Annotated in this window: 25 protein-coding genes and 1 pseudogene; 11 read left to right on the forward strand and 15 right to left on the reverse strand. The window is 68.5% G+C overall.

The window, feature by feature from the left end; translation table 11 throughout:
* Positions 1-95 precede the first annotated feature (95 nt).
* From B5D37_RS07125 to B5D37_RS07150, 6 genes are all read left to right on the forward strand, one after another.
* Positions 96-635 (forward strand): hypothetical protein, encoded by a 540-nt coding sequence (locus tag B5D37_RS07125; RefSeq protein WP_078758170.1) that lies wholly within the window; start codon positions 96-98, stop codon positions 633-635.
* A gap of 1 nt (position 636) precedes the next feature.
* Positions 637-1,290, forward strand: coding sequence for a hypothetical protein (locus B5D37_RS07130; protein ID WP_234987745.1), 654 nt, complete (start codon positions 637-639; stop codon positions 1,288-1,290).
* Between the two features lie 57 nt (positions 1,291-1,347).
* Positions 1,348-2,853: an adhesin gene (locus B5D37_RS07135; protein WP_078758036.1), complete on the forward strand. Its 1,506-nt coding sequence runs from the start codon at positions 1,348-1,350 to the stop codon at positions 2,851-2,853.
* Positions 2,854-2,971: 118 nt separating this feature from the next.
* Positions 2,972-3,673, forward strand: a complete 702-nt coding sequence (locus B5D37_RS07140) for a C39 family peptidase (RefSeq protein ID WP_078758037.1) — start codon at positions 2,972-2,974, stop codon at positions 3,671-3,673.
* Between the two features lie 10 nt (positions 3,674-3,683).
* On the forward strand, positions 3,684-4,463 hold the full coding sequence (locus tag B5D37_RS07145) for a hypothetical protein (RefSeq protein WP_078758038.1): 780 nt from the start codon (positions 3,684-3,686) through the stop codon (positions 4,461-4,463).
* Positions 4,464-4,491: 28 nt separating this feature from the next.
* Positions 4,492-5,916: a transporter gene (locus B5D37_RS07150; protein ID WP_234987746.1), complete on the forward strand. Its 1,425-nt coding sequence runs from the start codon at positions 4,492-4,494 to the stop codon at positions 5,914-5,916.
* A gap of 33 nt (positions 5,917-5,949) precedes the next feature.
* Here the strand turns inward: B5D37_RS07150 and B5D37_RS07155 are convergent, their stop codons facing one another.
* The 5 genes from B5D37_RS07155 to B5D37_RS07175 form a co-directional block, all read right to left on the reverse strand.
* Complete coding sequence (locus B5D37_RS07155; protein WP_078758039.1) at positions 5,950-7,284, reverse strand: sigma-54 interaction domain-containing protein; 1,335 nt, start codon at positions 7,282-7,284, stop codon at positions 5,950-5,952.
* Between the two features lie 140 nt (positions 7,285-7,424).
* The gene (locus B5D37_RS07160) at positions 7,425-8,495 is read right to left on the reverse strand and encodes a class 1 fructose-bisphosphatase (RefSeq protein WP_078758040.1); all 1,071 of its coding nucleotides are present in this window, start codon (positions 8,493-8,495) and stop codon (positions 7,425-7,427) included.
* A gap of 75 nt (positions 8,496-8,570) precedes the next feature.
* Positions 8,571-8,897, reverse strand: a complete 327-nt coding sequence (locus B5D37_RS07165) for a hypothetical protein (RefSeq protein WP_159447357.1) — start codon at positions 8,895-8,897, stop codon at positions 8,571-8,573.
* Between the two features lie 117 nt (positions 8,898-9,014).
* On the reverse strand, positions 9,015-9,671 hold the full coding sequence (locus B5D37_RS07170) for a response regulator transcription factor (RefSeq protein ID WP_078758042.1): 657 nt from the start codon (positions 9,669-9,671) through the stop codon (positions 9,015-9,017).
* A complete protein-coding gene (locus B5D37_RS07175) occupies positions 9,668-10,774 on the reverse strand; it encodes a sensor histidine kinase (protein WP_078758043.1) in 1,107 nt (368 codons plus the stop codon). Before B5D37_RS07175 ends, B5D37_RS07170 begins: the two co-directional genes overlap by 4 nt.
* Before the next feature lie 145 nt (positions 10,775-10,919).
* On the opposite strand from B5D37_RS07175, the gene B5D37_RS07180 reads away from it, so the two are divergent.
* On the forward strand, positions 10,920-11,642 hold the full coding sequence (locus tag B5D37_RS07180) for a DUF2306 domain-containing protein (protein WP_078758044.1): 723 nt from the start codon (positions 10,920-10,922) through the stop codon (positions 11,640-11,642).
* On the opposite strand, the gene phhA is transcribed toward B5D37_RS07180, so the two are convergent.
* Positions 11,594-12,481: a phenylalanine 4-monooxygenase gene (gene phhA, locus B5D37_RS07185; protein WP_078758045.1), complete on the reverse strand. Its 888-nt coding sequence runs from the start codon at positions 12,479-12,481 to the stop codon at positions 11,594-11,596. The genes B5D37_RS07180 and phhA overlap by 49 nt on opposite strands.
* 231 nt (positions 12,482-12,712) lie before the next feature.
* On the opposite strand from phhA, the gene B5D37_RS07190 reads away from it, so the two are divergent.
* Together B5D37_RS07190 and B5D37_RS07195 are read left to right on the forward strand one after the other, a co-directional pair.
* The gene (locus tag B5D37_RS07190) at positions 12,713-13,189 is read left to right on the forward strand and encodes an Lrp/AsnC family transcriptional regulator (protein WP_078758046.1); all 477 of its coding nucleotides are present in this window, start codon (positions 12,713-12,715) and stop codon (positions 13,187-13,189) included.
* An 88-nt stretch (positions 13,190-13,277) separates the two neighbouring features.
* Positions 13,278-14,279, forward strand: coding sequence for a GGDEF domain-containing protein (locus tag B5D37_RS07195; RefSeq protein WP_159447358.1), 1,002 nt, complete (start codon positions 13,278-13,280; stop codon positions 14,277-14,279).
* A 9-nt stretch (positions 14,280-14,288) separates the two neighbouring features.
* On the opposite strand, the gene B5D37_RS07200 is transcribed toward B5D37_RS07195, so the two are convergent.
* Positions 14,289-15,332 (reverse strand): TIGR00266 family protein, encoded by a 1,044-nt coding sequence (locus tag B5D37_RS07200; protein WP_078758048.1) that lies wholly within the window; start codon positions 15,330-15,332, stop codon positions 14,289-14,291.
* 82 nt (positions 15,333-15,414) lie between these two features.
* Positions 15,415-16,191: a rhomboid family intramembrane serine protease gene (locus B5D37_RS07205; protein ID WP_078758049.1), complete on the reverse strand. Its 777-nt coding sequence runs from the start codon at positions 16,189-16,191 to the stop codon at positions 15,415-15,417.
* Positions 16,192-16,264: 73 nt separating this feature from the next.
* On the opposite strand from B5D37_RS07205, the pseudogene B5D37_RS07210 reads away from it, so the two are divergent.
* Together B5D37_RS07210 and B5D37_RS07215 are read left to right on the forward strand one after the other, a co-directional pair.
* A pseudogene (locus tag B5D37_RS07210) lies at positions 16,265-17,443 on the forward strand (class I SAM-dependent rRNA methyltransferase); the annotation flags it as partial.
* Positions 17,444-17,884: 441 nt separating this feature from the next.
* Positions 17,885-19,255, forward strand: coding sequence for a DNA recombination protein RmuC (locus tag B5D37_RS07215; protein WP_078758051.1), 1,371 nt, complete (start codon positions 17,885-17,887; stop codon positions 19,253-19,255).
* 60 nt (positions 19,256-19,315) lie between these two features.
* Here B5D37_RS07215 and B5D37_RS07220 read toward each other — a convergent pair whose 3' ends face one another.
* The 7 genes from B5D37_RS07220 to B5D37_RS07250 all read right to left on the reverse strand — a co-directional run bounded on the left by B5D37_RS07220 (position 19,316) and on the right by B5D37_RS07250 (position 24,007).
* Positions 19,316-19,732, reverse strand: coding sequence for a hypothetical protein (locus tag B5D37_RS07220; protein WP_078758052.1), 417 nt, complete (start codon positions 19,730-19,732; stop codon positions 19,316-19,318).
* Between the two features lie 80 nt (positions 19,733-19,812).
* Positions 19,813-20,838, reverse strand: a complete 1,026-nt coding sequence (locus tag B5D37_RS07225) for an MlaA family lipoprotein (RefSeq protein ID WP_078758053.1) — start codon at positions 20,836-20,838, stop codon at positions 19,813-19,815.
* Positions 20,839-20,931: 93 nt separating this feature from the next.
* Positions 20,932-21,228, reverse strand: coding sequence for an STAS domain-containing protein (locus tag B5D37_RS07230; RefSeq protein ID WP_078758054.1), 297 nt, complete (start codon positions 21,226-21,228; stop codon positions 20,932-20,934).
* A 1-nt stretch (position 21,229) separates the two neighbouring features.
* Positions 21,230-21,877, reverse strand: coding sequence for an MlaC/ttg2D family ABC transporter substrate-binding protein (locus B5D37_RS07235; protein WP_078758173.1), 648 nt, complete (start codon positions 21,875-21,877; stop codon positions 21,230-21,232).
* Between the two features lie 5 nt (positions 21,878-21,882).
* A complete protein-coding gene (mlaD, locus tag B5D37_RS07240; protein ID WP_078758055.1) occupies positions 21,883-22,437 on the reverse strand; it encodes an outer membrane lipid asymmetry maintenance protein MlaD in 555 nt (184 codons plus the stop codon).
* 14 nt (positions 22,438-22,451) lie between these two features.
* On the reverse strand, positions 22,452-23,201 hold the full coding sequence (locus tag B5D37_RS07245; protein WP_078758056.1) for an MlaE family lipid ABC transporter permease subunit: 750 nt from the start codon (positions 23,199-23,201) through the stop codon (positions 22,452-22,454).
* Positions 23,201-24,007 carry an ABC transporter ATP-binding protein gene (locus tag B5D37_RS07250; RefSeq protein WP_078758057.1) on the reverse strand — a complete coding sequence of 269 codons (807 nt, stop codon included), beginning with the start codon at positions 24,005-24,007 and terminating at the stop codon, positions 23,201-23,203. Before B5D37_RS07250 ends, B5D37_RS07245 begins: the two co-directional genes overlap by 1 nt.
* Positions 24,008-24,110 lie beyond the last annotated feature (103 nt).

The raw sequence follows: 24,110 nt of genomic DNA on the forward strand, positions 1-24,110 counted from the left end.
GTCGCGTAAAAAACGCAACTCCATGATTTAAAAAGGAATCCGAGGTTGGCACGCGGCATGCGTTGGTCCCTGCACACGATTCGCAGGACATCTCCATGGCCGTCTCCATCCGCCCGTTCCACTGCATCCCGGTCGCCTTTGTCGCCGGTCTGCTGCTCACTGCCCCTCCGGCCTCCGCTTCCGGCGGGCGCCAGGGCGTGCATGCCGTGGGCGGGGAGATGGTGATCCTCCGTGACGTATCCGCACGGCCCGCCTACCGCCCCGCCCCCCCGGGCATGGCGCTGATCGTCGACCCGTCCCCGGTCAACGAAATCAACATGATGCTCGGCCTGGGCGAGATGTCCGACGCGGAATACGCGGAGATCGGCGCCGGCAGTGGACCCGACCTCGGCCCCGGCGGCCATGCCCCCACCACCATGGTGGAGCGGGTGGCCGGCGGAGCGATCAACGGCAGTCTGGGACGCGTGACCGACCGGGGCGGGATTCTTTCCGGAACCGGCATGACCGGCGCCATGAGCGCGCCGATGGGCGCGATGGGCAACACCACCCGCGGCATCGGCGACCACGTCAAGGGCGCGCTGTCCCAGTTCCCCCTGTTCACCCAGCCCGCCACCAGCGGCGCCCCGGGGGGCTGAGATGAACCTGCGACACCTGCCCCGCAACTGCGCAGCGGTCCTCGCGCTGTGTGCCGGCGCGATCGTGGTGCCGCCGGCCGACGCCCAGGCCCCGCCGGACGAGTACGACCGCATGCTCGGTTACCTCGCCGACACCCGCATCGACGGCAACGCCCTGGCGGGAGCCAATGGCGCCATCGCGATCAACCAGGCAGCCGGGGATCTCAACCGCCAGGCCAACCTGCGCTCGATCGCGAGCGGCCGGCATGCATCGGCCGACGTGCGCGCGGCCCAGCACCAGGTCGCGGACCGCCACGACAGCCCTTCCGAGGCATCCGCCGTGATCGGCGGTCGCGCGCTCGATGGCGCCAGCGGCCTGGCCTCGATCAACCAGGCCAGCGGCAGCGGCAACAGCGAAATGAACGTGGTCGCGGTGACGCTGGCCACCCAGGGCATGCGCGAGGCAGACGACGGGAATGCACCCGCCGCCTCCCCCGCGTCGGCAGGGGGGCAGCCCCCGCTGAACCGGACGCCGGCGAAGGCCGGCCTCCGCCACGTCGCGGTGGAGGCCACCGCGCTGCACGGATTCAGCGGAGTGCTGCAACTCAATCAGGTCGCGGGCGCCGGAAACGCCACCGGGAACCAGCTCGGGCTGTCCATCCAGGGCGGCCCGTAGGACGCCCGCGACCCTTCGTCCAACAGTGGTACCACCAAGAGAGAGAGAGGAAACACCATGAACAGCACCATCAGGAAGACCGGACTCGCACTGGCTGTCGCCGCACTCGCGGCCAGCCCGGCGGCCTTCGCGCAGGACGACCAGAACGCCAGCGCCAACATCGACCACCAGCACGTGGTGAACGAGGACTGGGACATCGACGTCGATGACACCCGCGACTACATCCTCAACAACGACACCACCAACACGACCACGACCAACACCTACAACAACACGGTCAACAACCTGACCAACAACACCGCCAACAACACGGTCGACACCAATGTCGACCTGTCGCTCGACGCCGCCGCCCGCCTGCGGCTGAACGCGGCCGCGAACATCCAGTTCGATGGCGACTACGACGAGACCATCAGCAGCACCGAGAGCTATCGCTACAGCGAGAATGTCGTATTCGAAGACATCCAGCGCACCGAGAACGTCCAGTCGGACATCCGCCGCGAAGGCAACGAGCACCAGGTGTCCGTCTCGCTCGAGAAGGACCTGTCGCTGAGCTCGGACATCAACTTCTCCGGCGACCCGACCATCAGCGGCGACATCGCCATCGATTCGGCCGCCATCGCCGTGGTCGACAATCGCCAGTCGGTCACCGGCAACGTCGGTTACAACGACATGCTCGACAACGACGCCTCGATAGCCGACGACGCCGCCGAAGGCGCCGCGGGCAACCTGGCGTTCAACGTCGCGGCCGGCGACAACAACGTCCAGGACAACGCCGTTGCCCTGTCCGCTGCCGACGCCAGCTTCGCCTTCGGCATGGCCGATGCGGAAGTGTTCGTGAACCAGGTCGGCTCCGGCAACGGCACCATCAACATGGGCGTAGCCAACGACGCCAGCATCGGTGGCAACGCGTTCGCCAATGCCGCCGGCAACCTCGGCGTCAACGTCGCTTCGGGCAACAACAACTCGCAGAAGAACGCGATGGCCGCCTCGGTGGCGACCGCCGCCTATGCGCAGTCCAGCGTCAGCTCGAACCAGATGTCCTCGGGCAACGTGACCTCCAACGAAGGCAGCTTCACCACCGTGCAGGACAGCATCGCCATCAACCTGGGCGGCACCGTCAGCGGCTCGGCCGACGGCACCTACGAGGGGTCCGGCGCTTCCTACCAGCAGTCCAACTTCTATCCGGACTACTGGGAAGGCAACACCCATCCCGACGGCACGCAGCTGGGCCACATCGACTATGACAACGATGCCCAGGGCGCGGTCGAGAACCCGAACCGTGACGGCGTCGGTGGCTTCGCGTTCGACAACGAAGAGAGCGGCGTCATCGCCCTCGACGACATGGCGCTCGATGCCAGCCTGAGCGGCACGCTGGACTTCAGCTACCAGGTCGCCGTGGCTGCCACCAACAGCGCCACGCTCGATGGCAGTGCCTTCCAGGGCGCGTCGGGCAACATCGGCGTGAACATCGCCTCGGGCACCGGCAACATGCAGGCCAACAGCCTGGCCATGGCCGTGGCACAGCCGTCCACCGGTGGTGGCGGCGGCGGTGGCGAGCAGTAAGCGCTAGTACCGCAACCCCGCGTCAACCCCGGCCATCCCCCTGGTGGCCGGGTTCCCCGAAAGCCCCGCTCCACTTCCCCCGGGAGCGGGGCTTTCCCTTCTAAGGAATGGACCCACCATGTTTCGACACCTCCTGCTCGCCGTGTTGGCTTCCTGCAGCGCGCTGGCATCGCTGCCGGCGTTGGCGGCGGAAGTCGGCTTCAGTGGCGTGCTTCCCAACGGGGCGCTCTATACACAGCCCGTGGAAAGCATGCGGGAGCAACGTTTCAAGTACCTGGTAAGGCAACAGACCGACTACAGCTGCGGCGCTGCCTCGCTGGCCACCATCCTGCGCTACGCCTACCACCTGGACGCGGACGAAGAGACCGTCATCCAGGGCATGTTGCGCGTCGCAGACGCCGAACTGGTCGCCCAGCGCGGCTTCTCGCTGCTGGACATCAAGCACTACATCGAATCGCTTGGCCTGCGCGGCCGTGGTTACCGGGTCGACGAGGAACGCCTGCGTTCGCTTCGGATCCCGGCGCTGGTCCTGATGGACGTGCGCGGCTTCCGGCACTTCGTGGTGCTCAAGCAGGTCAACGGCGACTACGTGGAAGTGGCCGACCCGATCCTGGGCAACCGCAGCGTGCCGTTCGACGAGTTCCTGGAGTCGTGGCCTTCGCGCGCGGTGTTCGTCGTTATTGGCAGTGACTTCGACCGCAATACCGTTTTGCTCGAGCCCTCCGGGCGGGCCAGTGCCCGCACGCTGCTGGCCCGGCAATCCCCCATTTCCGATGCCGAACTGCTCGACTTCGGTTTCACCCATGCAGACCTGTTCTAAGGAGGGTGCCATGCGACCCCCGTATCTCCTGATCCTGGCAGCCGGCCTCGGTGGCTTCTTTCCCGCGGTCGACGCGACCGCCGCAGAAGCGGAGCGCCCCACCGCCAGGGGATTGACCGAAATTCCCGACGCGGAGCTCAACCTGATGCGCGGCCGCTATACCGTCGGCCACAACGAAGTGGCGTGGTTCGGCGTGTCGATGATCTCCACCTGGCAGGACGCCGCGGGCCAGACCCTGCAGAGCACGATGACGCTGGGCATGGATTTCTCCGGCTCCGGTGCGCCCGAGCTCAGCTTCACCCCCACCGTCAGCATCACCGCCGCCGATGCGCCGCTGCCGGTCACCGCCGACGGGGTGCAGCGCAGCGTCGACGGCTCGGGCCTGGCCAACGCCTCGGGCCTGGTGCAGAGCGTGCAGGTGGCCGGTGACGGCAACCTCGCCAACAACCTCACCCAGTTGAACGTGCGCGATGGCGACGCACCCGCCGCCGGCACCGGGGCGGCGACTGCAGGCTCGGCCTCGACCAGTGCAGGCAGCGCCGTTGCCAGCGCCAGCTTCGACGGCTCGGCTGCTCAGGTAATGCTGCAGATCCAAGGCCAGGGCGCGGTGCGCCAGTGGATCGGAAGCGGCAGCCTGGGCCAGACCATCCAGCTGACCAGCGACAACCAGCAGGTCAGCAACCGGATGCAGGTGGACCTGGTCCGCCAGCCGCTGGCGGCCAACACGATGCTTGCCCAGAACGTGGCGCAGGCGATGACCATGACCCGCGGAATCGGGTCCGGCTATTGAGCGCGTCGCGGGGGCGACGGTGCGGGGGATGACGATGGACAGGAACATGCAGTTGCAGGCCAGGGCGCTCGCCCTGGCGATCGCGGGCGGCCTGGTGGCCGCTTTTCCCGGCGGCGTGCTCGCCCAGCAGTCCCCGACCGGTGCCCAGCCGGTCAGCCCGGGCACGGATGGCGACATCGACCCGGCCGAGGTGCGGGCGTTGCTGGGCCAGCTGGAATCGCTGAAGCAGAGCTATGCCCAGGAGGTCCGCAGGCTCCGTGAGCTGGACATGCAGGTGCAGGCGCTGCAGGCCAAGCTGGAGGGGCGATCCATGCCCGCCAGCGCGGGAGGGCCTCCGCCCGGAGCGACGCCGGCGACGGCACGGCCGGCCCCGTCGGCCGCCAGCCGCGTTGCCAGCCAACCCGCCCAACCCTCCCAGCCGACCCAGCCGTCCCAGCCGCAGGAAGGCTACGCCAGCACCGCCACCGAGGCCCGCGAGGCGCAGGAAGCGGCACGGCGCAGCGTCGACGATGTCAAACAGCAACAGGCCGCACTGTTCAACCGCCGGCTGACGCTGGAGAACAGCATCGCCTACAACCGCTATGACCGTAAGCAGCTCACCCTGACCGGCTTTCTGGCGCTGGACGCGATTTTCCTGGGCAACATCGCCATCGAGAACGTCGAATCCGACACCCTCACCCACAACTTCGCGCTGCGCTACGGGCTCAACCCGCGGTTGACGCTGAACCTCGACGTGCCCTACATCGCGCGCAAGACCGTCTACCAGAAGGGTGGCGCCGGCGGTTCTGCCGCCGCCATCGCACAGGAGGACACCACCGGCCATGGACTGGGGGATGTCACCTTCAGCGGCAACTACCGGCTGATCGCCGAGCGTGAGCGCTGGCCGGAAACCGTATTGACGCTGGGCGTGACGGCACCGACCGGACGTGAGCCCTACGGGATTTCCTGGGACGTGCTGGAGCGCGACGATGACGGCTTCATCCGCTTCGCGGTGCCGGAGAAGGAGCCGACCGGCAACGGTGTCTGGCAGGCCAACCTCGGCGTGTCGATGGTCAAGACCACCGATCCGGCGATCCTGTTCGCCAACGCCGGCTATATCCATTCGGTGGAAGCCAGCTTCGACGACCTGGACAACAATCCGGACACCACCAACCCCGGCGACGTGCAACTGGGGCGGTCGGTGTACTTCGGTGCCGGCGTCGCATTCGCCTTCAACGAGCGCACCAGCCTCAGCATCTCGGTCAGCGACAAGCTCAGCGCGCGTGCACGGACCCGCTATGAAGGCCAGGAGTGGCTGAAGGTGATCGGCAGCGACGCCAACGCCGCGATGTTCAACCTCGGCGTGACCTATGCGTTGAACCAGAACACCACGCTGGTCAGCCAGCTGGGCATCGGCCTGACGCCTGATGCGCCGGACTTCAGCCTCGTCTTCAAGGTGCCCTACATGCTGTGAGCAATGCCGGGCCGGGGCCGCCCGGCCCCTGGCTCAGCGCAGCTCGTCGAGCGCGAGCGAGTGCTTCTTGCACAGGCGGTAGACGGTGACCCGCGAGACCTTGAGCCGTCGCGCGACCTCGCTGACGTTGAAATCGCTTTCCTTCAGGCAGGTCAGCACCGCGTCGTGCTCGGCGACCTCCCGGGCGGAATCCAGGCCGCCATCGTTGGCGGCCACGTCCGTCACCGGCAGTTCCATGTCCTGGGCGGTGATCAGCTCGGACTCCGCCACCACCGCCGCGCGCTGCACACGGTTAAGCAGCTCGCGCACATTGCCGGGCCATTCGAAGCGCGCCATCGCCCGCCGTGCGGAGGCGCTGAAGCCGCGGGCGCGTCCCGGGTGTTTGCCCCGGAAGGTCTCCAGGAAATGCGTGGCCAGCAGCGGAATGTCCTCGCCGCGGTCGGCGAGGCGCGGCATCTGCAGGCGCAGGACGTTGAGGCGGTAGTACAGGTCGCTGCGGAACCGGCCGCTGGCGACGGCAGCCTCCAGGTCGACGTTGGTGGCCGCCAGCACCCGCACGTCCACGGCGATCGGCTGGTTGCTGCCGACACGCTCCAGGCTCGACTCCTGCAGCACGCGCAACAGGTTGGTCTGCGCCTCCAGCGGCAGGTCACCGATCTCGTCGAGGAACACCGTGCCGCCGTTGGCCGACTCGAACAGGCCGGCGCGGCGGGCGGTCGCGCCGGTGAATGCACCCCGCTCGTGGCCGAACAGCTCCGATTGCAGCAGGTTGGCCGGCAGCGCACCGCAGTTGACGGCCATGAAGGGCCGGGCATGGCGCGGCGACAGCTCGTGCAGCGCGCGGGCCGCCACCTCCTTGCCGGTGCCGGTCTGGCCGGTGATCAGCACCGGCAGGTCCACCGGCGCGTACTTGCGGATCGCCGCCTGGGTCTTGCGCATGACCGGGCTCCGGCCGATCACCGCGTCGATGCCACGGCCGCGGGGCATGAACTGCTGGCCGCGCAGCCCGTCGAGCGCGCGGATCAGCCGCGTCGTGTCGACCGGCGCCGGCAGGGTTTCGCTGCATCGCTCCAGCAGCGCCCCGGCGGCATCGGAATCCGGCCGCCGCGGGGGCACGATCGCGACCAGGGACAGCAGGGTGAGGTCGCTGGCCAGTTGCTCGAGGCCGCGCAGGGCTTCCGGCCCCATCGACCTCAGGTCGACCATGCCGACCACGGTGTCGGCTGCGCGAAGGCCGACGCGGGCGTGGGATCCCGGTTCGGCGACCCTGACCTGCCAACCCGCGGCTGCGAGCGCGTCCTTCTCCTGTTGCAGCGGTGTGCCGAACCAGATCACGCACTGGTCGGCGGATTCCCGGACTGCAGCCATGGCTTCCCCCAAAGGCTGTTGTACACGACAGTGGCCCCGCACGGCGGGCCCGGCCCGGGCATGTCCGGGCGCAGTGGTGTCAACGGCACTTTGCGACGATGGCGGTCACCCGCAGGCCCCGCTCGTTCAGGCGGGGCTGGTCAACCGGTTGCGGCAGCGGCCGACCGGCCGGTGTCGTGCTCCCGGTGGTACCGCTCGGCGTGGGCGACTTCCGCTCGCGAGCCCAGGAACACCGGGACCCGCTGGTGCAGGCCGGTCGGCTGCACTTCCAGCATGCGACCGCGACCGGTGCTGGCGGCACCGCCCGCCTGTTCGACCAGGAAAGCCATCGGGTTGGCCTCGTACATCAGCCGCAGTTTTCCGCCCTTGGCCGCGCACTTGGCGTCCAGCGGGTAGGAGAAGATCCCGCCCCGGGTCAGGATGCGGTGCACGTCGGCGACCATGCTGGCCACCCAGCGCATGTTGAAATCCTTGCCGCGCGGGCCGGTGGTGCCGGCGAGGAGGTCGCCCACGTAGGCCTGCATCGGCGGCTCCCAGTGGCGCTGGTTGGACATGTTGACCGCGAACTCGGCGGTCTCCTCCGGGATCCGCATGCCACGGGTGGTGAGCATGAAGCTGCCGATTTCCCGGTCCAGCGTGAAGGCGTGGGTGCCGCGGCCGATGGTCAGGACCAGCGTGGTGTTGGGGCCGTAGGTGCAGTAGCCGGCGGCGACCTGCTCGGTGCCGGGCTGAAGATAGTGCTCGTCCTCGGGCACGGTCACGCCCTCGGGGCAGCGCAGCACGGAGAAGATGGTGCCGACGGAAATGTTCACGTCGATGTTGGAGCTGCCGTCCAGGGGATCGAACAGGAGCAGGTAGTTGCCGCGCGGATAGACATCCGGGATAGGCATGCTGTGGTCCATCTCCTCGGAGGCCAGCCCCGCCAGGTGGCCGCCCCAGGCATTGGCTTCCAGCAGCACGTCGTTGGCGATGACGTCGAGCTTCTTCTGTGCCTCGCCCTGGACATTGATGCTGGCCGAACCGGGCGTGCCCGCGTCGCCCAGCACGCCGCCCAGCGCACCCTTGCCGACCTCGATGGAAATGCGTTTGCAGGCCCGCGCGACGACCTCGATCAGCAGCCTCAGGTCCGGGCCGATGTGCCCGCCACGTTGTTCTTCGATCAGGAAGCGGGTCAGCGAACAGGCAGGGTTGGAGCGCGAGGCGGGCGTCATGGCGGTGGCTGCTGGTGGCGAAACCGCCATTGTAAGCAAAGCCCCGGGAGCCGGCCCCGCGGCGTGATGGTCAGTTCAGGCCGCCTGCCCCAGGCGCTGGGAGCGCCGGACGATCGACGACAGGTTGTCCCGGGCCATCTGCAACATCAGCAGCGGCGCGGCCGGCTCGGCCGAGTGCAGCACGCGCTTGGCGGCATCGACCGCATCGGCGACGACGTCGGCGCCGTCAGCACCCAGCATCACCCTCAGGGCCCGCGCGTGCGCGTCCAGCTGGCGCTCCAGCTCCGGATCGGCACCCTCGCCGGCGCGCCGGGCGGCGGTATCCATGGTCGCCTCGGTGCGGGTGAGTTCGTGGATCAGTTCGTCGTGGGAGAAGTTCATGGGGCGCAGGGTAGCCAACATCGGTCTCAGCCGTTGAGAGAGGTGCCTCGGAGGCGGCGGATCATGCCGTCCCGGCCGTGATTTCCCGGTGCAGACGGGCCGGACATGTGCGCACGGGCGGCCCGGGTTGCCGACCGTTCAGATCACCCGCAGCGTGATCGCCTTGAGCACCGCGCGGGTGCGGTCGCGGGTACCGAGCTTGTCGAGGATCACCGACACGTAGTTCTTGATCGTGCCTTCGGCAAGGAACATCGCGCGGGCGATCTCCTTGTTGGAATAGCCGCCGGCCAGCAGGCGCAAGACCGCCACTTCCTTCTCGGTGAACAGCGTCGCGGGGGCATCGTCGGCGTGGTAGCGGTAGCGCGCCCTGACCGGCCCGGTACTGACCGGCTGCAGCAGCGTCTGTCCGGCGGCCACCCGGGTGATGGCATCACGCAGGTCGGCGGGGGCGGCATCCTTGAGCAGGAACCCCTGGGCGCCGGCTTCGGTTGCGCGGAGCAGCAGTTCGCTGTCGTCGAAGGTGGTGAGCATCAGCACCGGGGTGGCATCGCCACTGTCTCGAAGCCGCCGCAGGGCCTCGATGCCGTCCACCCCCGGCATGCGGATGTCGCTGAGCACCACGTCCACCGGCAGTCCCGGCAGCTGCTCCAGCAGTTCGGCGCCGTCCGCCGCCTCGAAGACGACGTTGATGCCCTGGCGCTCCAGCAGCGCGCGCAGGCCGGCGCGCACCAGTGCCTGGTCGTCGACCAGTGCGATCCGCACCGCCTCGCGTGGCGCCTCCGGGATGGCGGTCATGCCGGCAGCTCCGCTTCGATGTGCAGGGGCAACCCGGCGGAACCGGACAGGCTCAGCCTTCCGCCCATGGCCTCGATGCGTTCGCGCATGCCGCCCAGGCCATTGCCCTCGCGCAGCGGACCACGCAGCCGCCCGTTGTCGCGGACGCTCAGGTGGAGCTGGCCGTTGCGCCGCTGCAGGTCCACCTCCAGCCGGTCGGCACTGCCGTGGCGCGCACTGTTGGTCAGCGCCTCCTGCACCACCCGCAGCACGGTTTCCGCGGTGCCGGCATCGGTCACCTGTACGCTGGGGCCGATGTGCAACTGCAAGGCCAGGTTCGGTAGCGGGGCCGCGAGCGCGTGCAACGCGGTATCCAGGTCCAGCCCGGTCGCGTCGCGCAGCTCCTGCACGACGTTGCGGATGTCCCCGAGCAGCTCGCGGGACAGGCGCTGCAGGACCTCGATTTCGGCGCTGCCCGAGAGCGCCGGATGGTCGGCCAGCAGGCGCAGGTTGAGGTTCATCGCGGTGAGCTTGTGCCCCGCCACGTCGTGCAGCTCCCTGGCGACCCTGACCCGTTCCGCATCGCGCGCGCTGTCGGCGAGCAGGGCCCGGGTGGCGAGCAGGTCGGTATTGACCCGCGCCAGCTGGTCCCGCGCCCGTTCCGCGCTGTGGGCGTAGTGGGCAGTGAGGGCGGCGAAGCCCTGGAAGCCGGCGTACAGCAGGCTCACCGTCAGCGGCGCCGGGTGCTCGGCCTGGCGCAGCACCAGGTACACCACCAGGTCGACCGCCACCACCGCAGCGAGCAGGACCCGTGGAGGCCACAGCGACGCCACCATCGCCACCCAGACCACCAGCAGGACCTGGGCCGCACCGTTCTGCGTGCTCAACGCCACCAGCAGCACCGCCGCTACCGGCATCAACGCCAGCAACAGGTGCCCCGCGACTTTCGATCGCCGCAGGCACGGCTCCCGGCAAACGAAGGCCAGGGTGAAGGCGCCGAGCAGCAGGGCGCCCGACAAGCGGTCCTCCGCCGGCATCCACCGCAACGTCAGGCCGACCGCGGACAGGGTCAGCAGGCCGGCAAGGTCGAGGGGTTGAAACAGCTCGCGCCAGTTCACTTTCATCGATTCATGCTGAGCGCCGCGGGTGGCGCTGGCAATGCCGTGGGCGTCGAAAGTGACTTCCGGCAGGGCGAGGTCGTGACCGGCGGGACTACGGCCGGCCGGCGGCGGGGACGATCCTGCAGGTGATCCCCAAGGAGTCGCCGCCATGCCCGCCTATGCCCTGTTCGTATCGCTACACATCAGTGCCGGCGTGATCGCCCTCACCACCTTCTGGCTGGCGGCGGCCCTGCGGAAAGGCAGCCCCGCGCATCGCCTGTCCGGCCAGGTCTACCTCTGCGCGATGACGGCGATCATCGCCACCGGCTTTCCGCTGGTCATCCAGCGGCTGGTCGACGACCAGGTGGTGACCGCGACCTTCCTCGCCTACCTGCTGGTAATCACCGCGACCGGTGTCTGGGTATCGTGGCGTGCGATCCGCGACAAGCACGACGTGGCCAGGTTCACCGGCCCGGTCTACGTCGCGCTGGCGATCCTGTCATTGGCCAGCGGGCTGGGCGTGCTGGCGCTGGGCATCAAGGTAGGCGCGCCGCTGCTGATGGGGTTCTCCGGCGTGGGCCTGCTTGCCGGCATGGGCATGTTGCGCAAGCGCCGGAACCGCGCGGCACTGGCGCAGCGGCCGCGCTGGTGGTTGTCGGAGCACTACACCGGGATGCTGGGCAACTTCGTGGCCACCCATATCGCGTTCCTTTCGATCGGGTTGCCGAAGCTGCTGCCGATGCTCGATGGCGTCGTCCTCAACTACGCGTCGTGGTTCGGCCCGCTGCTGCTCGCCGGCCTGGCCAAGTTCTGGCTGGACCGGCGCTGGTCGCAGCGGCCCAGTCAGACGTCGCCGTCGTTGAGCCAGCCTTCGCCGGTGCCGCGGTTGTAGACACGGTCGCCTTCCAGAACGTCGCCCGCCGGGACCGATTCGAGCCGGGCCAGTTTCTCGTAGATCGGGGCGAAGTCCGGGCCGGTGGCATCCATCAGCTGCTCGAAGCTGTCGATCACGAAGTAGGTCTTCTGATAGGTGTCGATGCGATAGCGGGTGCGCATGATGCGCTCCAGGTCGAAACCGATCCGGTTGGGCGCGTCGCTCTCCAGGCTGTACATGGACTCGCCCTTGGAGCTGACGATGCCGCTGCCGTAGATGCGCAGGCCGTCCTTCTGCCGGATCAGCCCGAACTCGACCGTGTACCAGTACAACCGGGTCAGGTTGACCAGCGCATCCTCGCCGATCCCGTGGGCCTTCACGCCGCCGCGGCCGTAGGCTTCCATGTAGTCGGCGAACACCGGGTTCATCAACAGCGGCACGTGGCCGAACAGGTCATGGAACAGGTCAGGCTCGGACAGGTAGTCCATCTGGTCGGGCTTGCGGATCCACCACGTCACCGGGAAGCGGCGGTTGGCCAGGTGGTCGAAGAAGGTCAGCTCAGGCAGCAGCCCTTCCACGCCGATCAGCTCCCAGCCGGTGGCCGCGCGCAGGATCGGGTTGAGGTCGGTGAACTTCGGGATCCGGTCCGGCGTCATCTCCATCGCCGACAGGGCGGACAGGAATTCGTCGCTGGCCCGGCCGGGCAGGATGGCGCACTGGCGCTCGAACAGCTGCGCCCAGACCGAATGGTCGGTATCGGTATAGGTGTCCCACGGCTGGTCGACCACCGAAGTGGTGTAGACCGGGACGTAACCCTTGTCGGTCATCTGGTGTTCGACGCGTTTGGGCGATTCCATGGCGGGCTTCTCCCTGGTGGGGTGGGGCTGGTGTAGGAGCGGCTTCAGCCGCGATCGTGAAACTGGACGAGCGACCGACTATCCGATCTCGGCTGCAGCCGCTCCGACACCAGCTTGAATGTGGGTCCCACCACTCTAGCGAGTAGACGCAGCAAGCGTGTTGCGTTCTTGTCTTGTTGACTCCGCAATTGGCACCATAATTGCGCCGACGACGGGAAAAGGAGAGGAAACGTGCAAGAGGCAAGCCTGGACCGCATCGATCTGCTGCTGCTGGATGAACTGCAGCGTTCCGGTCGCCAGACCAACGCCGAATTGGCCGAGCGGGTCAATCTTTCACCCTCGGCCTGCCTGCGGCGGGTCCAGCGGCTGGAGCGGGATGGCGTCATCGCCGGTTACCGCGCCGTGGTGGACCCGGACCGGGTGGGGCTGGGGCTGCAGGCCTTCGTCCGGGTGCAGCTGAGCCGCCACGACAGCGCCGCGATCGAGGCCTTCGTCGGGTTCGTCGAGACCTGGGACGAAGTGGTGAGTTGCCACGCGCTGACCGGTGACATGGACTACCTGCTGCAGGTGGCGGTGCGCGACCTGGAGCACTTCTCCCGCTTCCTGCTGGACCGTCTCCTGAACCAGGCGGGGGTCGACGATGTGAACTCCAGCTTCGTGTTGCGCACCGTCAAGGCGTTCAAGGGCGTTCCGCTGCCATCGCGTTGAACCGATCCTGGCTCCGGTGATGCCCACCGCCGGCCCTTCGGGAACCACCGCGACGGCCGATAGCCCTGCCGACTACCGGGGAAGCCACATGTCCATCGATCGCCTCAAAAACGACCTGAGGCTCACATTGATACTGATGTTCGGCGTGCTGACGATCACCGGCATCACGCCGTTCGTCATCTATCGCTTCGCCTCGGGGCAGTGGGCAGCGGGCCTGTTGGACATTGCCATACAGGCGGGGATCGGCGCAGCCGTGCTCTACGCGTGGCGTGGCGGCGACGTGGATCGGGCCGGCCTGCTGGTAGCAGTGTTCTGCTCGACGGGCTGCGTCGCGGTAGGCCAGGTCATGGGTCTACCGGGCGCCTTGTGGCTATATCCGGTCCTGTTGGCCAACTTCCTGCTCGCCGCCAGGAGCGCCGCGGCGATCCTGTCCGTGCTGACCGTGGCGCTGGTATCGGCGACCGATGCACTTGGCGGTGCCATCAATACCGGAACCTTCGTGGTGACGGCGGCCATGGTGGCCGGGTTCGCATACATCTTCTCCTATCGCACGGAGGAACAGCGGCGGCTGCTCGAGGGCGTGGCGGCGATGGACCCGCTGACCGGTGCCCTGAATCGGCGGGGGCTGGACGATGAACTTGACGCGGCAATGGCCGAGGCCATGCGCACGGGGAGCCCGGTCGGGCTCGCGGTCCTCGACCTGGACGGATTCAAGCAGGTCAATGACGAGAACGGGCACGAAGCCGGCGACGCCGTTCTGCTCGAGTTCGCCGGCCTGGTGCGCGAACTGACCAGGAAGAGCGACCGCTTCTTTCGCCTGGGCGGGGACGAGTTCGCCCTGCTGGTGCCGGGTGCCGACGCCGACGCGATGTCCCGCATCGCACAGGCGGTGCGGCATGCGGTGCAAAACCGGATCGCCGGGAATGGCCAGCCGGTCACGGTGTCGATCGGCGCGACGATCATGCTGCCCGGCGACACGCCCGGGAGCTGGCTGCACCGTGCGGACACCGCCATGTACCGCGCCAAGCGCGAGGGCAGCAATCGTGTCGTCGTCAGCTGCCCCCCGCCCGCTGGCGAGGGTCAGCGCTGACGGCTGGCCTCAGAAGCGGCGATCGCCGCCGAGGATGTCGCCCAGTCCGCCGAGGACGGAGCCCTCGCCGCGGTCCTTGCCGCCGCCGCCCGGCGCAGCCGCCAGCATTCGTCCAGCCATGCGGGAGAACGGCAGCGACTGCAGCCATACCTTGCCGGGGCCGGTCAGCGTGGCCAGGAACATGCCCTCGCCGCCGAACACCATGCTCTTGATGCCGCCCACCGCGCGCACGTCCATGTCGACGTTGGAGTGGTAGGCCATCACGCAGCCGGTGTCGACGTCCAGCCGCTCGCCCGGCTTCAGGTCGTATTCGACCACCGTTCCGCCGGCGTGCACGAACACCCAGCCATCACCCTCCAGCTTCTGCATGATGAAGCCCTCGCCGCCGAACAGGCCGGTGAGGATCTTGCGCTGGAAGTGGATGCCGACCTGCACGCCGCGTGCGCCGGCCAGGAACGCGTCCTTCTGGCAGATCAGGCGGCCGCCGTGGTCGGACAGCTTCATCGCCAGCACCGTGCCCGGGTAGGGCGCGGCGAACGCGACCTTGGCCTTGCCCTGGCCGGAATGGGTGAACACGGTGGTGAACAGGCTCTCGCCAGTGATCACGCGCTTGCCGGCGGACATCAGCTTGTCCATGAAGCCGCTGCCGGCGCCGGCCGGGCCGGAATGGCTGCCATCACCGAAGACGGTGTCCATCTGCACCGCGGCGTCCTTGTACATCATCGAGCCGGCTTCGGCGATCGCGCTTTCGCCCGGATCCAGCTCGACCTCGACGAACTGCATGTCGGTGCCGACGATGCGGTAGTCGATCTCGTCGTCGCGTCCGGCGCCGGAGCCGGTCGACGGCAACGGCGGCATTCCCGCCGGGCCCTGCCCGGCCGCCGGCGACTGCGGGGCCAGCTCGGCGACCTTGCCGACCGGCTGCCAGTCGGACATCCCGTCACGCCAGCACCAGTCCTCCGGATGCTGCTGCGCGTGCACGCGCGCTGCGTTGTCGTCGAGCGGGCCCACCCGCGGGCTGTTGCTGCCGGCGCTGAAATACCAACGTTCCATCTGAAATCCCTCTCCGGAGTGAAGCGCCGAGTCTAGTACCCCGGCATGGCGCTTGCCCATGCCGGAAGTGCGGTCACTTGCACTACTCGCGCCGGCGGAACGGCAGCACGGTGCCGCGGTCGACATCTTCCGGCCGCGTCCAGATCACCGGTACCGCATCCGGTGACGGAGGCTCCAGGCCATCGGCCGCTTCACGTTCGGCCAGGCGGGCTTCCAGTTCTTCCTCGATTTCCCAGCTGTAGCGCTTCCGCGCGGCCTGGGGATCGGACCGCCGCCACAGGAACGCCGCGGCCACGCCGCCGATCGCGCCGCCCAGGTGTGCCTGCCACGATACGCCCGCCTCGCGCGGCAGCACCGTCAGCAGCATGCCACCGTAGAGGAAGAACGCGATCATGGCCGCGGCTATCGCTGGTCGGTCGCGACGCAGCAGCCCGAGGACGAAGACCAGGAACATCAGTCCGTGGGTCAGCCCGCTGGCGCCCAGGTGGTGGGAGCCGGCAGTACCCAGCAACCACGCGCCGAGGCCCGACCCGATCCACGCCAACGGGAAGGCCCGCGCAGTGGCACGCGGATACATGCCGCCCGCCAGGGTGCCGAGCATCAACATCGATATCGCGTTGGCGGCGAGGTGGTCGATCGAGCCGTGCAGCAGTGGCGCGCCGACGAGTCCCTTCAGCCCTTCCATTGACCAGGGCTGCACCGTCCAGCCGCGCAGGTCCACGCTGCCCTGCAGCGAGAACATGACCAGCATGGCCAGCACGAAGGCGAGGCTGAGGTTGAACGCCCGCAGCCAGCGCTTGCGATCGGCGGTGCGCTGGGCCTTGGGGTCGGCGGGAAGGTCGTCGTCGGGCAGGTGCATGATCGAACAGTGGCGTCGCGTGGGCCGATTGCAAGCCGCGGGATGGTGCATCCCGGCCGCGTAGAATGGCGAGATGAACAACGATACCCCCACCGTCCGCCTCAAGAACGCCTGGAAATCCACCCATCCCTGGATCTTCCAGCGGCTGGTCGAAAAGCCCGCCCAACGCCCCCGCCCGGGCAGCATCGTCGACGTGGTCGGCGTGGATGGCGACTGGATCGGCCGCGGCTTCTACAACGGACATTCGCGCATCGCGCTGCGCATGCTCGACAGTGATCCGGAAGCGGTGATCGACGCCGGCTGGTTCAGCCGCAAGATCGCCGCGGCGGTGTCGCTGCGCCGGGACGTGCTGCGGCTGGACGAGGTGTCGGATGCCTGGCGGGTCTTCCACAGCGAGGGTGACGGCATCAGTGGCCTGGTCGTGGATCGCTATGCCGACTTGCTGGTGCTGGAGTACTTCAGTGCGGGCGCATTCCGGCACCGCGAGTGGATCATGGCGGCGCTGCGCGAGCAGTTCCCGGGCTGCCGCTTCCATGCCACGGCCGACGAGCATGTGCAGAAGCAGGAAAGTTTCGATTTCCGTGGCTTCAGCAGCGACGGCACCGGGCCGACGACGCCGGCGATCATCACCGAGCATGGCGTGAGGTTCCGGGCCGATCCGGCCGGTGCACACAAGACTGGCTTCTTCGCCGACCAGCGCGACAACCGCCAGTGGCTGAGCCAGCACGTGGAGGGCCGCCGGGTGCTCGACCTGTGCTGCAACACCGGCGGGTTCGCGGTCTACGCGGCGGTGCGGGGTGCGTCCGAGGTGGTCGGGGTGGATATCGATGCGGAGGTCATCGAGATCGCCAAGGGCAACGCCAAGCTCAACGGGGTACGCCCGCGTTTCGTGCAGGCGGACATCTTTCCGTGGCTGCGCGACCAGGGCAACGCGGGCGAGCAGTACGACGTGGTGATCCTGGATCCGGCCAAAATGACGCGCGACCGTGACCAGGTGATCCCGGCGCTGAAGAAGTACCTGGATATGAACAAGCTGGCGATCAGTGTGGTGAAGCCGGGGGGGTTGTTCGCGACGTTCTCGTGCACGGGGCTGGTGGCGGAAGACCAGTTCCTGGACATGCTGCGGCGGGCGGCGTTCTATTCGAACCGGACGGTGCAGGTGCTGAAGGTGGCGGGCGCGGGGCCGGACCATCCGTGGCTGGCGCAGGTGCCGGAGTCGCGGTACCTGAAGGCGGTGTTCTGCCGGGTGGTGGATAGAAGCTTCGGCGTGATCTGTAGCGCCAGGAGCAACGGCAACAGCAACAGCAGTGCGTAGGCTTCGGGGGGAGCGGTGCGCCCCACAGGCGTTGCTCCTCGGCTCGGTCAGCCATCCATGGCTGACTCGCCGCCGCGGACATCCATGTCCGCTCTACGCAATGCCTGTGGGGCGCACCGCGTCGCGATCTGGTCGATCACCGCTTCTGCATCCGGAGACCTGCCGGAGCAAACGGAGGCCGGGTGGAGTGACGGGTGGTGGGGGTGTTGCGGAAAGTCGGCCAAGGATGGCCGACGTCCCCGAGTCAGGACAGGACGTCCTGACCGAGGGGTGCAGAAACACCCCCACCGCCCGGCGCTCCAGCGCGCACCCCGGAGCACTGGCTCCCGGCAGCACAGAGATCGCAGCCCCTGAGACACCCCCCGCTACACTGACAACATGCTTGAATCCTCAACGCTCCTGATCCTCATCCTGCTCGCCGTACTGGTGGCGATTGCACTGCTTGTCGTGCTCCTGCTGCGCAGGCCCGACGCCATGCTGGAGGCCCACCGGTCGAAGCTGGAGCAGGCGCTGCGCGACGAACAACGCGAGGGGCGGGGTGAGCTTCGCCAGCATCTGGACAGCATCTCGGCGCAGCAGGAAGCGCGTATCGAGGGGTTCAGCGGGAAGCTCGGGGACCTGACCTCGCGGACCGACCAGCGGCTGGAGTCGCTGCGTGCGGCCTTGATCGAGGATGCCCGGGTGGCCCGGGTCGAGGCGGCCGAGGTGCAGCAGCGGTCCAGCGATGCCATTGGCCAGAAGCTCAGCGAACTGACCCAGCGCAATGAGCAGCGCATTGGTGAGATGCGCACGACATTGGAGCAGCAGCTCCAGAAGCTGCAGGCCGACAACGCTGCCAAGCTTGAGCAGATGCGCGCCACGGTCGACGAGAAGCTGCATGCGACGCTCGAGACGCGCCTGACCGAGAGCTTCGGCAACGTCACCACCATGCTGGCCAAGGTCCACCAGGGACTGGGCGACATGACCAAGCTGGCTGCGGATGTCGGCGGGCTGCAGCGCGTGCTCACCAACGTGAAGTCACGCGGTGTATTCGGCGAAGTCCAGTTGGCCGGATTGCTCGAGCAGGTGTTCGCGCCGGACCAGTACGCCGCCAACGTCTGCACGGTGCCGGGCAGCGCGGCATCGGTGGAGTTTGCCGTGCGTTTCCCGGGGTCGACCGGCGAGGCGCCGGTGTGGCTGCCGATCGATGCCAAGTTCCCGCGCGAGGATTACGAGCGCCTGCTCGATGCCCAGGAGCGCGGGGAGGTGGATGCGGCCCGTGCCGCCAGCGATGCGCTGGAGCGGGCGGTGAAGAAGGAGGCGCTGCGCATCCGCGACAAGTACGTTTGCCCGCCGCACACCACCGAGTTCGCGATCCTGTTCCTGCCGACCGAAGGCCTTTATGCAGAGGTCCTTCGCCGACCGGGGCTGGTCGAGGGGCTGCAGCGGGACTGCCGCATTGCCGTCGCCGGGCCGACCACGCTGCTGGCATTGATGACCAGCTTCCAGATGGGTTTCCGCACCCTTGCGATCCAGGAACGCTCGAGCGAGGTCTGGCGCACGCTGGGCGCGGTCAAGACCGAGTTCGGCAAGTTCGGGAGCGTCCTGGATGGCGTCAAGAAGAAGCTCGACGAAGCCAGCAAGAAGATCGACGAAACCGGTGTCCGCACCCGCGTGTTGACGCGCAGGCTGCGGGACGTGGAGGAGTTGCCTGCCGACCAGACCCAGCGGCTGCTGGGAGCGACGCTGGAAGGCTTGGACGAGGACTGACGCCGCGGGTGGATCCGCCACCCGCGGCCTTCGGGTGCCGCGCCTTGCGGCGCCGCTCGCTCAGCCGGCCGGGGCCGGCGCCACCGCCGGTGCGGAGCAGCTTGCGGGCAGGTGGTCGGCCAGCACGTGCGCACCCTGGGCACGCAACGCGGTCTGGTAGCCCGGGGGCACATCGGGCTGCGCCGGTGATTCGAGGGCGCCGGTGATCTCGGCGTAGATCCCCTGGTGCGGCTGTCCGAGCGCGGTGGAGCGGGCGGAGGAGCGGGTGCGCAAGGGCTCCATCAGCGGGTCGCCGCCGATGATCCAGTACGTGTCGTTGGAGCCGCATGGGCGCAGCGTGTGGGCGCCGTCGTGGAAGATGTACAGGCCCCGCACGGTGGTCGGGGGCTCGCTCGGCTCCGGTGTGGAGGCACATGCGGCTACGGTGGTGACGGACAACAGGGCGGCCAGCTGGACCAGCCGAAGGGCACTGCGCATCTTGCAAACTCCATTTCTGCGGTAGGCGCGTTCAGGGTAGCCCCAGCCGCCGGTCAAGTGCCACCGCGAAGACGCAAGGCTCAGCCGTCGCCCGGCAGTACCGGTACCGCACCGGCGGGTACCAGCGGCAGGTTGTCGTCCTTGAGGTAGTCGGGCAGCCCGTCGTCGTCTTCCTGCATCCGGTCGCCGAAGATCTGGTAATTGCGGCGCTGCATCCAGGCGTCACGCACCAGCGCGTAATCGTCGGCGGCGCCCTCCCGCAGGCTGTCGGTGGCAAGCAGCTGGGTACGCACGTCCACCAGTTGCAGGCCCTGCAACGGGATGCGGGTGGCGTCGTCGCTGACCTGCCGCAGCGGACTCAGCGGTGCATCGCCGACCATGCCGAACACGTCACGCACCGTGCGCGGCCCGAACAGCGGCAGCTCCACGTAGCGCGAGCGCTGCCAGCCCCAGGTACCCAGGGTCTGGCCGAAGTCTTCGCTGCGGTTGGCAAGCGATGCATCGCTTGCCGGGTCGAATATGCCGCCGATGCCCAACGTGGTGTTGAGGGTGAAGCGTCCGATGGCGTGGGCCGCCTGCTTCGGCTTGCCTTGCAACAGCGCGTTGACCGCGGCGACGGGCTGTCCCAGGTTGCTGAAGAAGTTGCTCACCCCCAGGCGCACCGGCCGGGGCACCACGGCGACGTAGGCTCGGGCCAGGGGGCGGGCCACCGTGCGATCAACCGCGTTGTTGAACCGGTGCATCCGGCGGTTGTACGGCTCCCACGGGTCATAGACCTGCTGCTGCACCGCGGGTGCGGGCAACGTCGGGTCCGCTACCGGGTCGTAGCTGCCGTTGCCATAGATTTCCGCGAAGTCCTGTTCCGCTTGGGTTGGCGGGATGGCGTCTACACCTCCAACCGGCTCCACGGGGGTCGCGGTGCTGGCCGGCTCAACGGAGGTCGTCGCCACGGGCGCGGAAGGGGCGTCATTGCGGGGCGCGGACGCGCAGCCACCCAGCAGCAGCGCCAGCGTTACCGCGAGCACGATGGGCGATGCGGGTCCTGGAGCGCGAACGGAGGTGCCGGCGGAGACGGCCGGGCCGGAAACGGGGGAATGGAGGCGCATGGGCGGGCAGTCTAAGGCGCCTCGGCTACCGGAGCCATGTGCGCAGGTGGGAAAGTGGGTTTCGCCGGCGGGCCATTTGGCCCGGCCAGTGGATCAGCTGGCGAAGGCGAGGTTGCCGTCGAGCCGGTACGCATCCCTCAGTGCAGCGAGTCCAACGGGATCGCCTTCGATGGAGATCCCCCGACCCTGCCCGGCCAGCTCCGCCAGCATCGCCAGGCCGGCGCTGTCGATGGACGAAGCGCCGGCCAGGTCGAACCGTCGGATGCCAGCCGCCAGCGGCGCCGCCTGCGTCCAGAGCGCCGGGACAGCAGCACGGTCCAGCGGCCCGGTGAACACCAAGGCGTCGCCTTCGCGTACCACGCCAGCGGAGTTGGCCCGATCGGTTGCCACGTTACTGGGCTTGCGCCTGCAGCTTGCCGGCCGCCAGGTCGTTGGCGACCTCGGTGATCGTAGCGCGCGACAGCGGGCCGTCGAACTGGTTGCGGAAGGTCTGGACGAAGCTGACCCCCTCCACCATCACGTCGAACACTTTCCAGTCGTTGCCGCTCTTGCGCATCAGGTAGTCCACCGGGATCGGCTCGCCACCCTGGCGCAGGAATTCGCTGGAAACCTTCACCATCGAACCGCCGCGCAGCGGGGTCTCGGACTTCACCCGGACCTGCAGCTTGCTGTTGAAGTCCAGCAGCGAGCTGCCGTAGCGCTGCATCAGGTTGTTGGTCAGGGCGTCGGCAAAGCGGTTGATCTCGGCGTCGGACGCGCCGCGGCCATGGCGGCCGAGCACCAGCTGCGCGGCGTACTTGCGATCGAACATCTGGTCGAACTCGCCGGCGATGAACTGCCTCAACGCGGTGCGATCGGAGGTGAACTCGCCGCGCCGGGCTTCCAGCGTGGTCAGGATGCGGGTGGCATTGTCCAGCACCAGTCTGCTGGGGGATCCGGCGACGGCCTGGCTGGAGGCCTGTGGCTGCGCGGACGCCAGCATCGGGGCGCCGGCGAGCAACGCGCCGGCAATGAAGGTGGCAATCAGGGTCTGCTTCATGGGATTCATTCCGTGGGGGGGACGGGATCGGCTTCCTGCAGGTAGGCCGGGACGTCGGTCGCCTCGCTCGATGGCGCCGCAGGATCGCCGCCATTGTCGCCACCGCCGCTGAACATGTACTTGCCGACCATCTGGATCAGGTCGACGGAGGACTGGGTCAGGAAGATCTGGTCGCCTTCGCGCAGCGGCTCCGGATCGCCACCGGGCTGCAGGCCGACATAGCTCTCGCCGAGCAGGCCCGAGGTCAGAATCGCGGCGCTGGTGTCGGCTGGCAGGTCGTCGTAGCGGGCATCAATGGCCAGGGTGACCACCGAATCGAGCTTCACCGGGTCCAGCGTGATGGCGGAGACGCGGCCGACGTTGACGCCGCCGATCTTCACCGGTGCGTTGGCCCTCAGCGGCCCCAGGTTGGTGAAGCGCGCGGTGATTTCATAGGCGTTGCCGCCGAACCAGCCCAGCTTGCCGTTGGTGGAGGCGAGCGCGAGGACCAGCAGCGATGCCAGTGCGAGCAGGAGGAAGGCGCCGACGGCGAATTCGATGCGTGGGGCGTGCGAGGACATGGATCGGGTACCTGTCACTGGAAGAGGAGCGCGGACATCACGAAGTTGAGCATCAGCACCAGCAGCGAGGCGTTGACCACGGCCTTGGTGGTGGCCACGGAGGTGCCCTCGATGGTGGGTTCGGCGTGGAAGCCGACATAGGCGGCGACCAGCGCGGCGACACCGCCGAACACCGCGGACTTCACCAGCGCCATGCCGAAGTCGTCGACGAGGTCGACGTTGTCCTTCAGCACCTGCCAGAAGATGCCCGAGTCGATGCCGATCACCTGCACCGCCTCGAAGTAGCTGGCGCTGATCGCGAAGCTGCAGAAGAAGCCGGTCAGCAGCGGCACGCACAGCACCGCTGCCCAGAACCGCGGGGCGACCGCCTTGCCGACGGGATCGATCGCCATCAGGCCGAGCGCGGTGATCTGGTCGGTGGCGCGCATCAGGCCGAGTTCGGCGGCGATCGAGCTGCCGGCGCGGCCGATGAACAGCAGCGCGGTCAGCACAGGCCCGAGCTCGCGGTAGATGCCCAGCCCGAGGATGGCGCTGACCTGGTTGCTGGCGCCGTAGGTGTCCAGGGCGCGATAGCCCAGCAGCGTCACCGACAGGCCGACGAAGGCGCCGCCGACGGCGATGATCGGCAGCGAGCGGGCGCCGATCTTGTAGATCTCCCGCACGAACTCGCGGAACAGGTCGGCGCCCGGCCTGGACGCGCGCAGCACCGAGAGGGTGAACAGGCCGGCGCGGCCGACCGAGCGGGTGGCGGCAACAAGCGACATCAGGCGGCCTCGGTGGCGTGTGGCGCGGCGCCATGGCGCGCGGCGCTGTCGAAGGGAATGGGGCCGTCGGGTTGGCCGTCGAGGAACTGCCGGACCAGCGGATCGGTGCTCGCCTGCAGCGCCTGGGGCGTGCCAGAGAACACGATGCCGCCGTTGGCGATCACCACCGCATGGTCGGCCACCGGCAGGGTCTCGTGCACGTGGTGGGTGACGACGATGCTGGTCATGCCCAGGTGGTCGTTGAGCCGGCGCACCAGGTCCATCACCACGCCCGATGCGATCGGGTCCAGGCCGGTCAAAGGCTCGTCGTAGATCATCAGCGGCGGATCGAGCGCCAGCGCACGTGCCAGCGCCACCCGACGGGCCATGCCCCCGGACAGCTCGCGCGGGAAGGCGTCGGCCGCGGCGCGCAGCCCGACCGCATGCAGCTTCATCGCCACCAGCCGGTCGATCACCGGCCTGGGCAGGCGGGTGTGGGTGCGCAGCGGCAGGGCCACGTTCTCGGCCGCGGTCAGGTCGGTCAGCAGGCCGTTGCCCTGCAGCAGGACGCCGATGCCCTTGCGCAGCTCCAGCAGCGCGCGCTGGTTGCGGGGCACGGGTTGCCCCAGTACCTCGACCGAGCCCGAGGCGGGTGCGAGCTCGCCGGTGATGGCGGCCAGCAGGGTCGACTTGCCGCTGCCCGAGGGCCCCAGCACCGCCACCACCTGGCCGCGCGGCACGACCAGGTCGACATCGCGCAGCACGTTGCGGCCGCCGCGGTCGAGGCGCAGGCCGGCAATCCGAACGATGGGATCTGCTGTCGTCATGGGGCTCCTGGGTGGGCGCGCCGTCACGCGGGCCGAATGGACCGCACAGCTTGGCGCGCAGGTGCTGAACGGCAGGCGCATTGTCGCAGGTGCGCGCAGCGGC

Origin of the sequence: Lysobacter spongiicola DSM 21749, assembly GCF_900167055.1 — a bacterium.
GTDB lineage: Bacteria > Pseudomonadota > Gammaproteobacteria > Xanthomonadales > Xanthomonadaceae > Novilysobacter > Novilysobacter spongiicola.

Excerpts from the sequence above, each read along its gene's own strand:
- B5D37_RS07125 (WP_078758170.1), top strand. The coding sequence starts at position 96 with ATGGCCGTCTCCATCCGCCCGTTCCACTGCATCCCGGTCGCCTTTGTC.
- B5D37_RS07130 (WP_234987745.1), top strand. The coding sequence starts at position 637 with ATGAACCTGCGACACCTGCCCCGCAACTGCGCAGCGGTCCTCGCGCTG.
- B5D37_RS07135 (WP_078758036.1), top strand. The coding sequence starts at position 1,348 with ATGAACAGCACCATCAGGAAGACCGGACTCGCACTGGCTGTCGCCGCA.
- B5D37_RS07140 (WP_078758037.1), top strand. The coding sequence starts at position 2,972 with ATGTTTCGACACCTCCTGCTCGCCGTGTTGGCTTCCTGCAGCGCGCTG.
- B5D37_RS07145 (WP_078758038.1), top strand. The coding sequence starts at position 3,684 with ATGCGACCCCCGTATCTCCTGATCCTGGCAGCCGGCCTCGGTGGCTTC.
- B5D37_RS07150 (WP_234987746.1), top strand. The coding sequence starts at position 4,492 with ATGACGATGGACAGGAACATGCAGTTGCAGGCCAGGGCGCTCGCCCTG.
- B5D37_RS07155 (WP_078758039.1), bottom strand. The coding sequence starts at position 7,284 with ATGGCTGCAGTCCGGGAATCCGCCGACCAGTGCGTGATCTGGTTCGGC.
- B5D37_RS07160 (WP_078758040.1), bottom strand. The coding sequence starts at position 8,495 with ATGACGCCCGCCTCGCGCTCCAACCCTGCCTGTTCGCTGACCCGCTTC.
- B5D37_RS07165 (WP_159447357.1), bottom strand. The coding sequence starts at position 8,897 with ATGTTGGCTACCCTGCGCCCCATGAACTTCTCCCACGACGAACTGATC.
- B5D37_RS07170 (WP_078758042.1), bottom strand. The coding sequence starts at position 9,671 with ATGACCGCCATCCCGGAGGCGCCACGCGAGGCGGTGCGGATCGCACTG.
- B5D37_RS07175 (WP_078758043.1), bottom strand. The coding sequence starts at position 10,774 with ATGAAAGTGAACTGGCGCGAGCTGTTTCAACCCCTCGACCTTGCCGGC.
- B5D37_RS07180 (WP_078758044.1), top strand. The coding sequence starts at position 10,920 with ATGCCCGCCTATGCCCTGTTCGTATCGCTACACATCAGTGCCGGCGTG.
- phhA (WP_078758045.1), bottom strand. The coding sequence starts at position 12,481 with ATGGAATCGCCCAAACGCGTCGAACACCAGATGACCGACAAGGGTTAC.
- B5D37_RS07195 (WP_159447358.1), top strand. The coding sequence starts at position 13,278 with ATGTCCATCGATCGCCTCAAAAACGACCTGAGGCTCACATTGATACTG.
- B5D37_RS07200 (WP_078758048.1), bottom strand. The coding sequence starts at position 15,332 with ATGGAACGTTGGTATTTCAGCGCCGGCAGCAACAGCCCGCGGGTGGGC.
- B5D37_RS07205 (WP_078758049.1), bottom strand. The coding sequence starts at position 16,191 with ATGCACCTGCCCGACGACGACCTTCCCGCCGACCCCAAGGCCCAGCGC.
- B5D37_RS07215 (WP_078758051.1), top strand. The coding sequence starts at position 17,885 with ATGCTTGAATCCTCAACGCTCCTGATCCTCATCCTGCTCGCCGTACTG.
- B5D37_RS07220 (WP_078758052.1), bottom strand. The coding sequence starts at position 19,732 with ATGCGCAGTGCCCTTCGGCTGGTCCAGCTGGCCGCCCTGTTGTCCGTC.
- B5D37_RS07225 (WP_078758053.1), bottom strand. The coding sequence starts at position 20,838 with ATGCGCCTCCATTCCCCCGTTTCCGGCCCGGCCGTCTCCGCCGGCACC.
- B5D37_RS07235 (WP_078758173.1), bottom strand. The coding sequence starts at position 21,877 with ATGAAGCAGACCCTGATTGCCACCTTCATTGCCGGCGCGTTGCTCGCC.
- mlaD (WP_078758055.1), bottom strand. The coding sequence starts at position 22,437 with ATGTCCTCGCACGCCCCACGCATCGAATTCGCCGTCGGCGCCTTCCTC.
- B5D37_RS07245 (WP_078758056.1), bottom strand. The coding sequence starts at position 23,201 with ATGTCGCTTGTTGCCGCCACCCGCTCGGTCGGCCGCGCCGGCCTGTTC.
- B5D37_RS07250 (WP_078758057.1), bottom strand. The coding sequence starts at position 24,007 with ATGACGACAGCAGATCCCATCGTTCGGATTGCCGGCCTGCGCCTCGAC.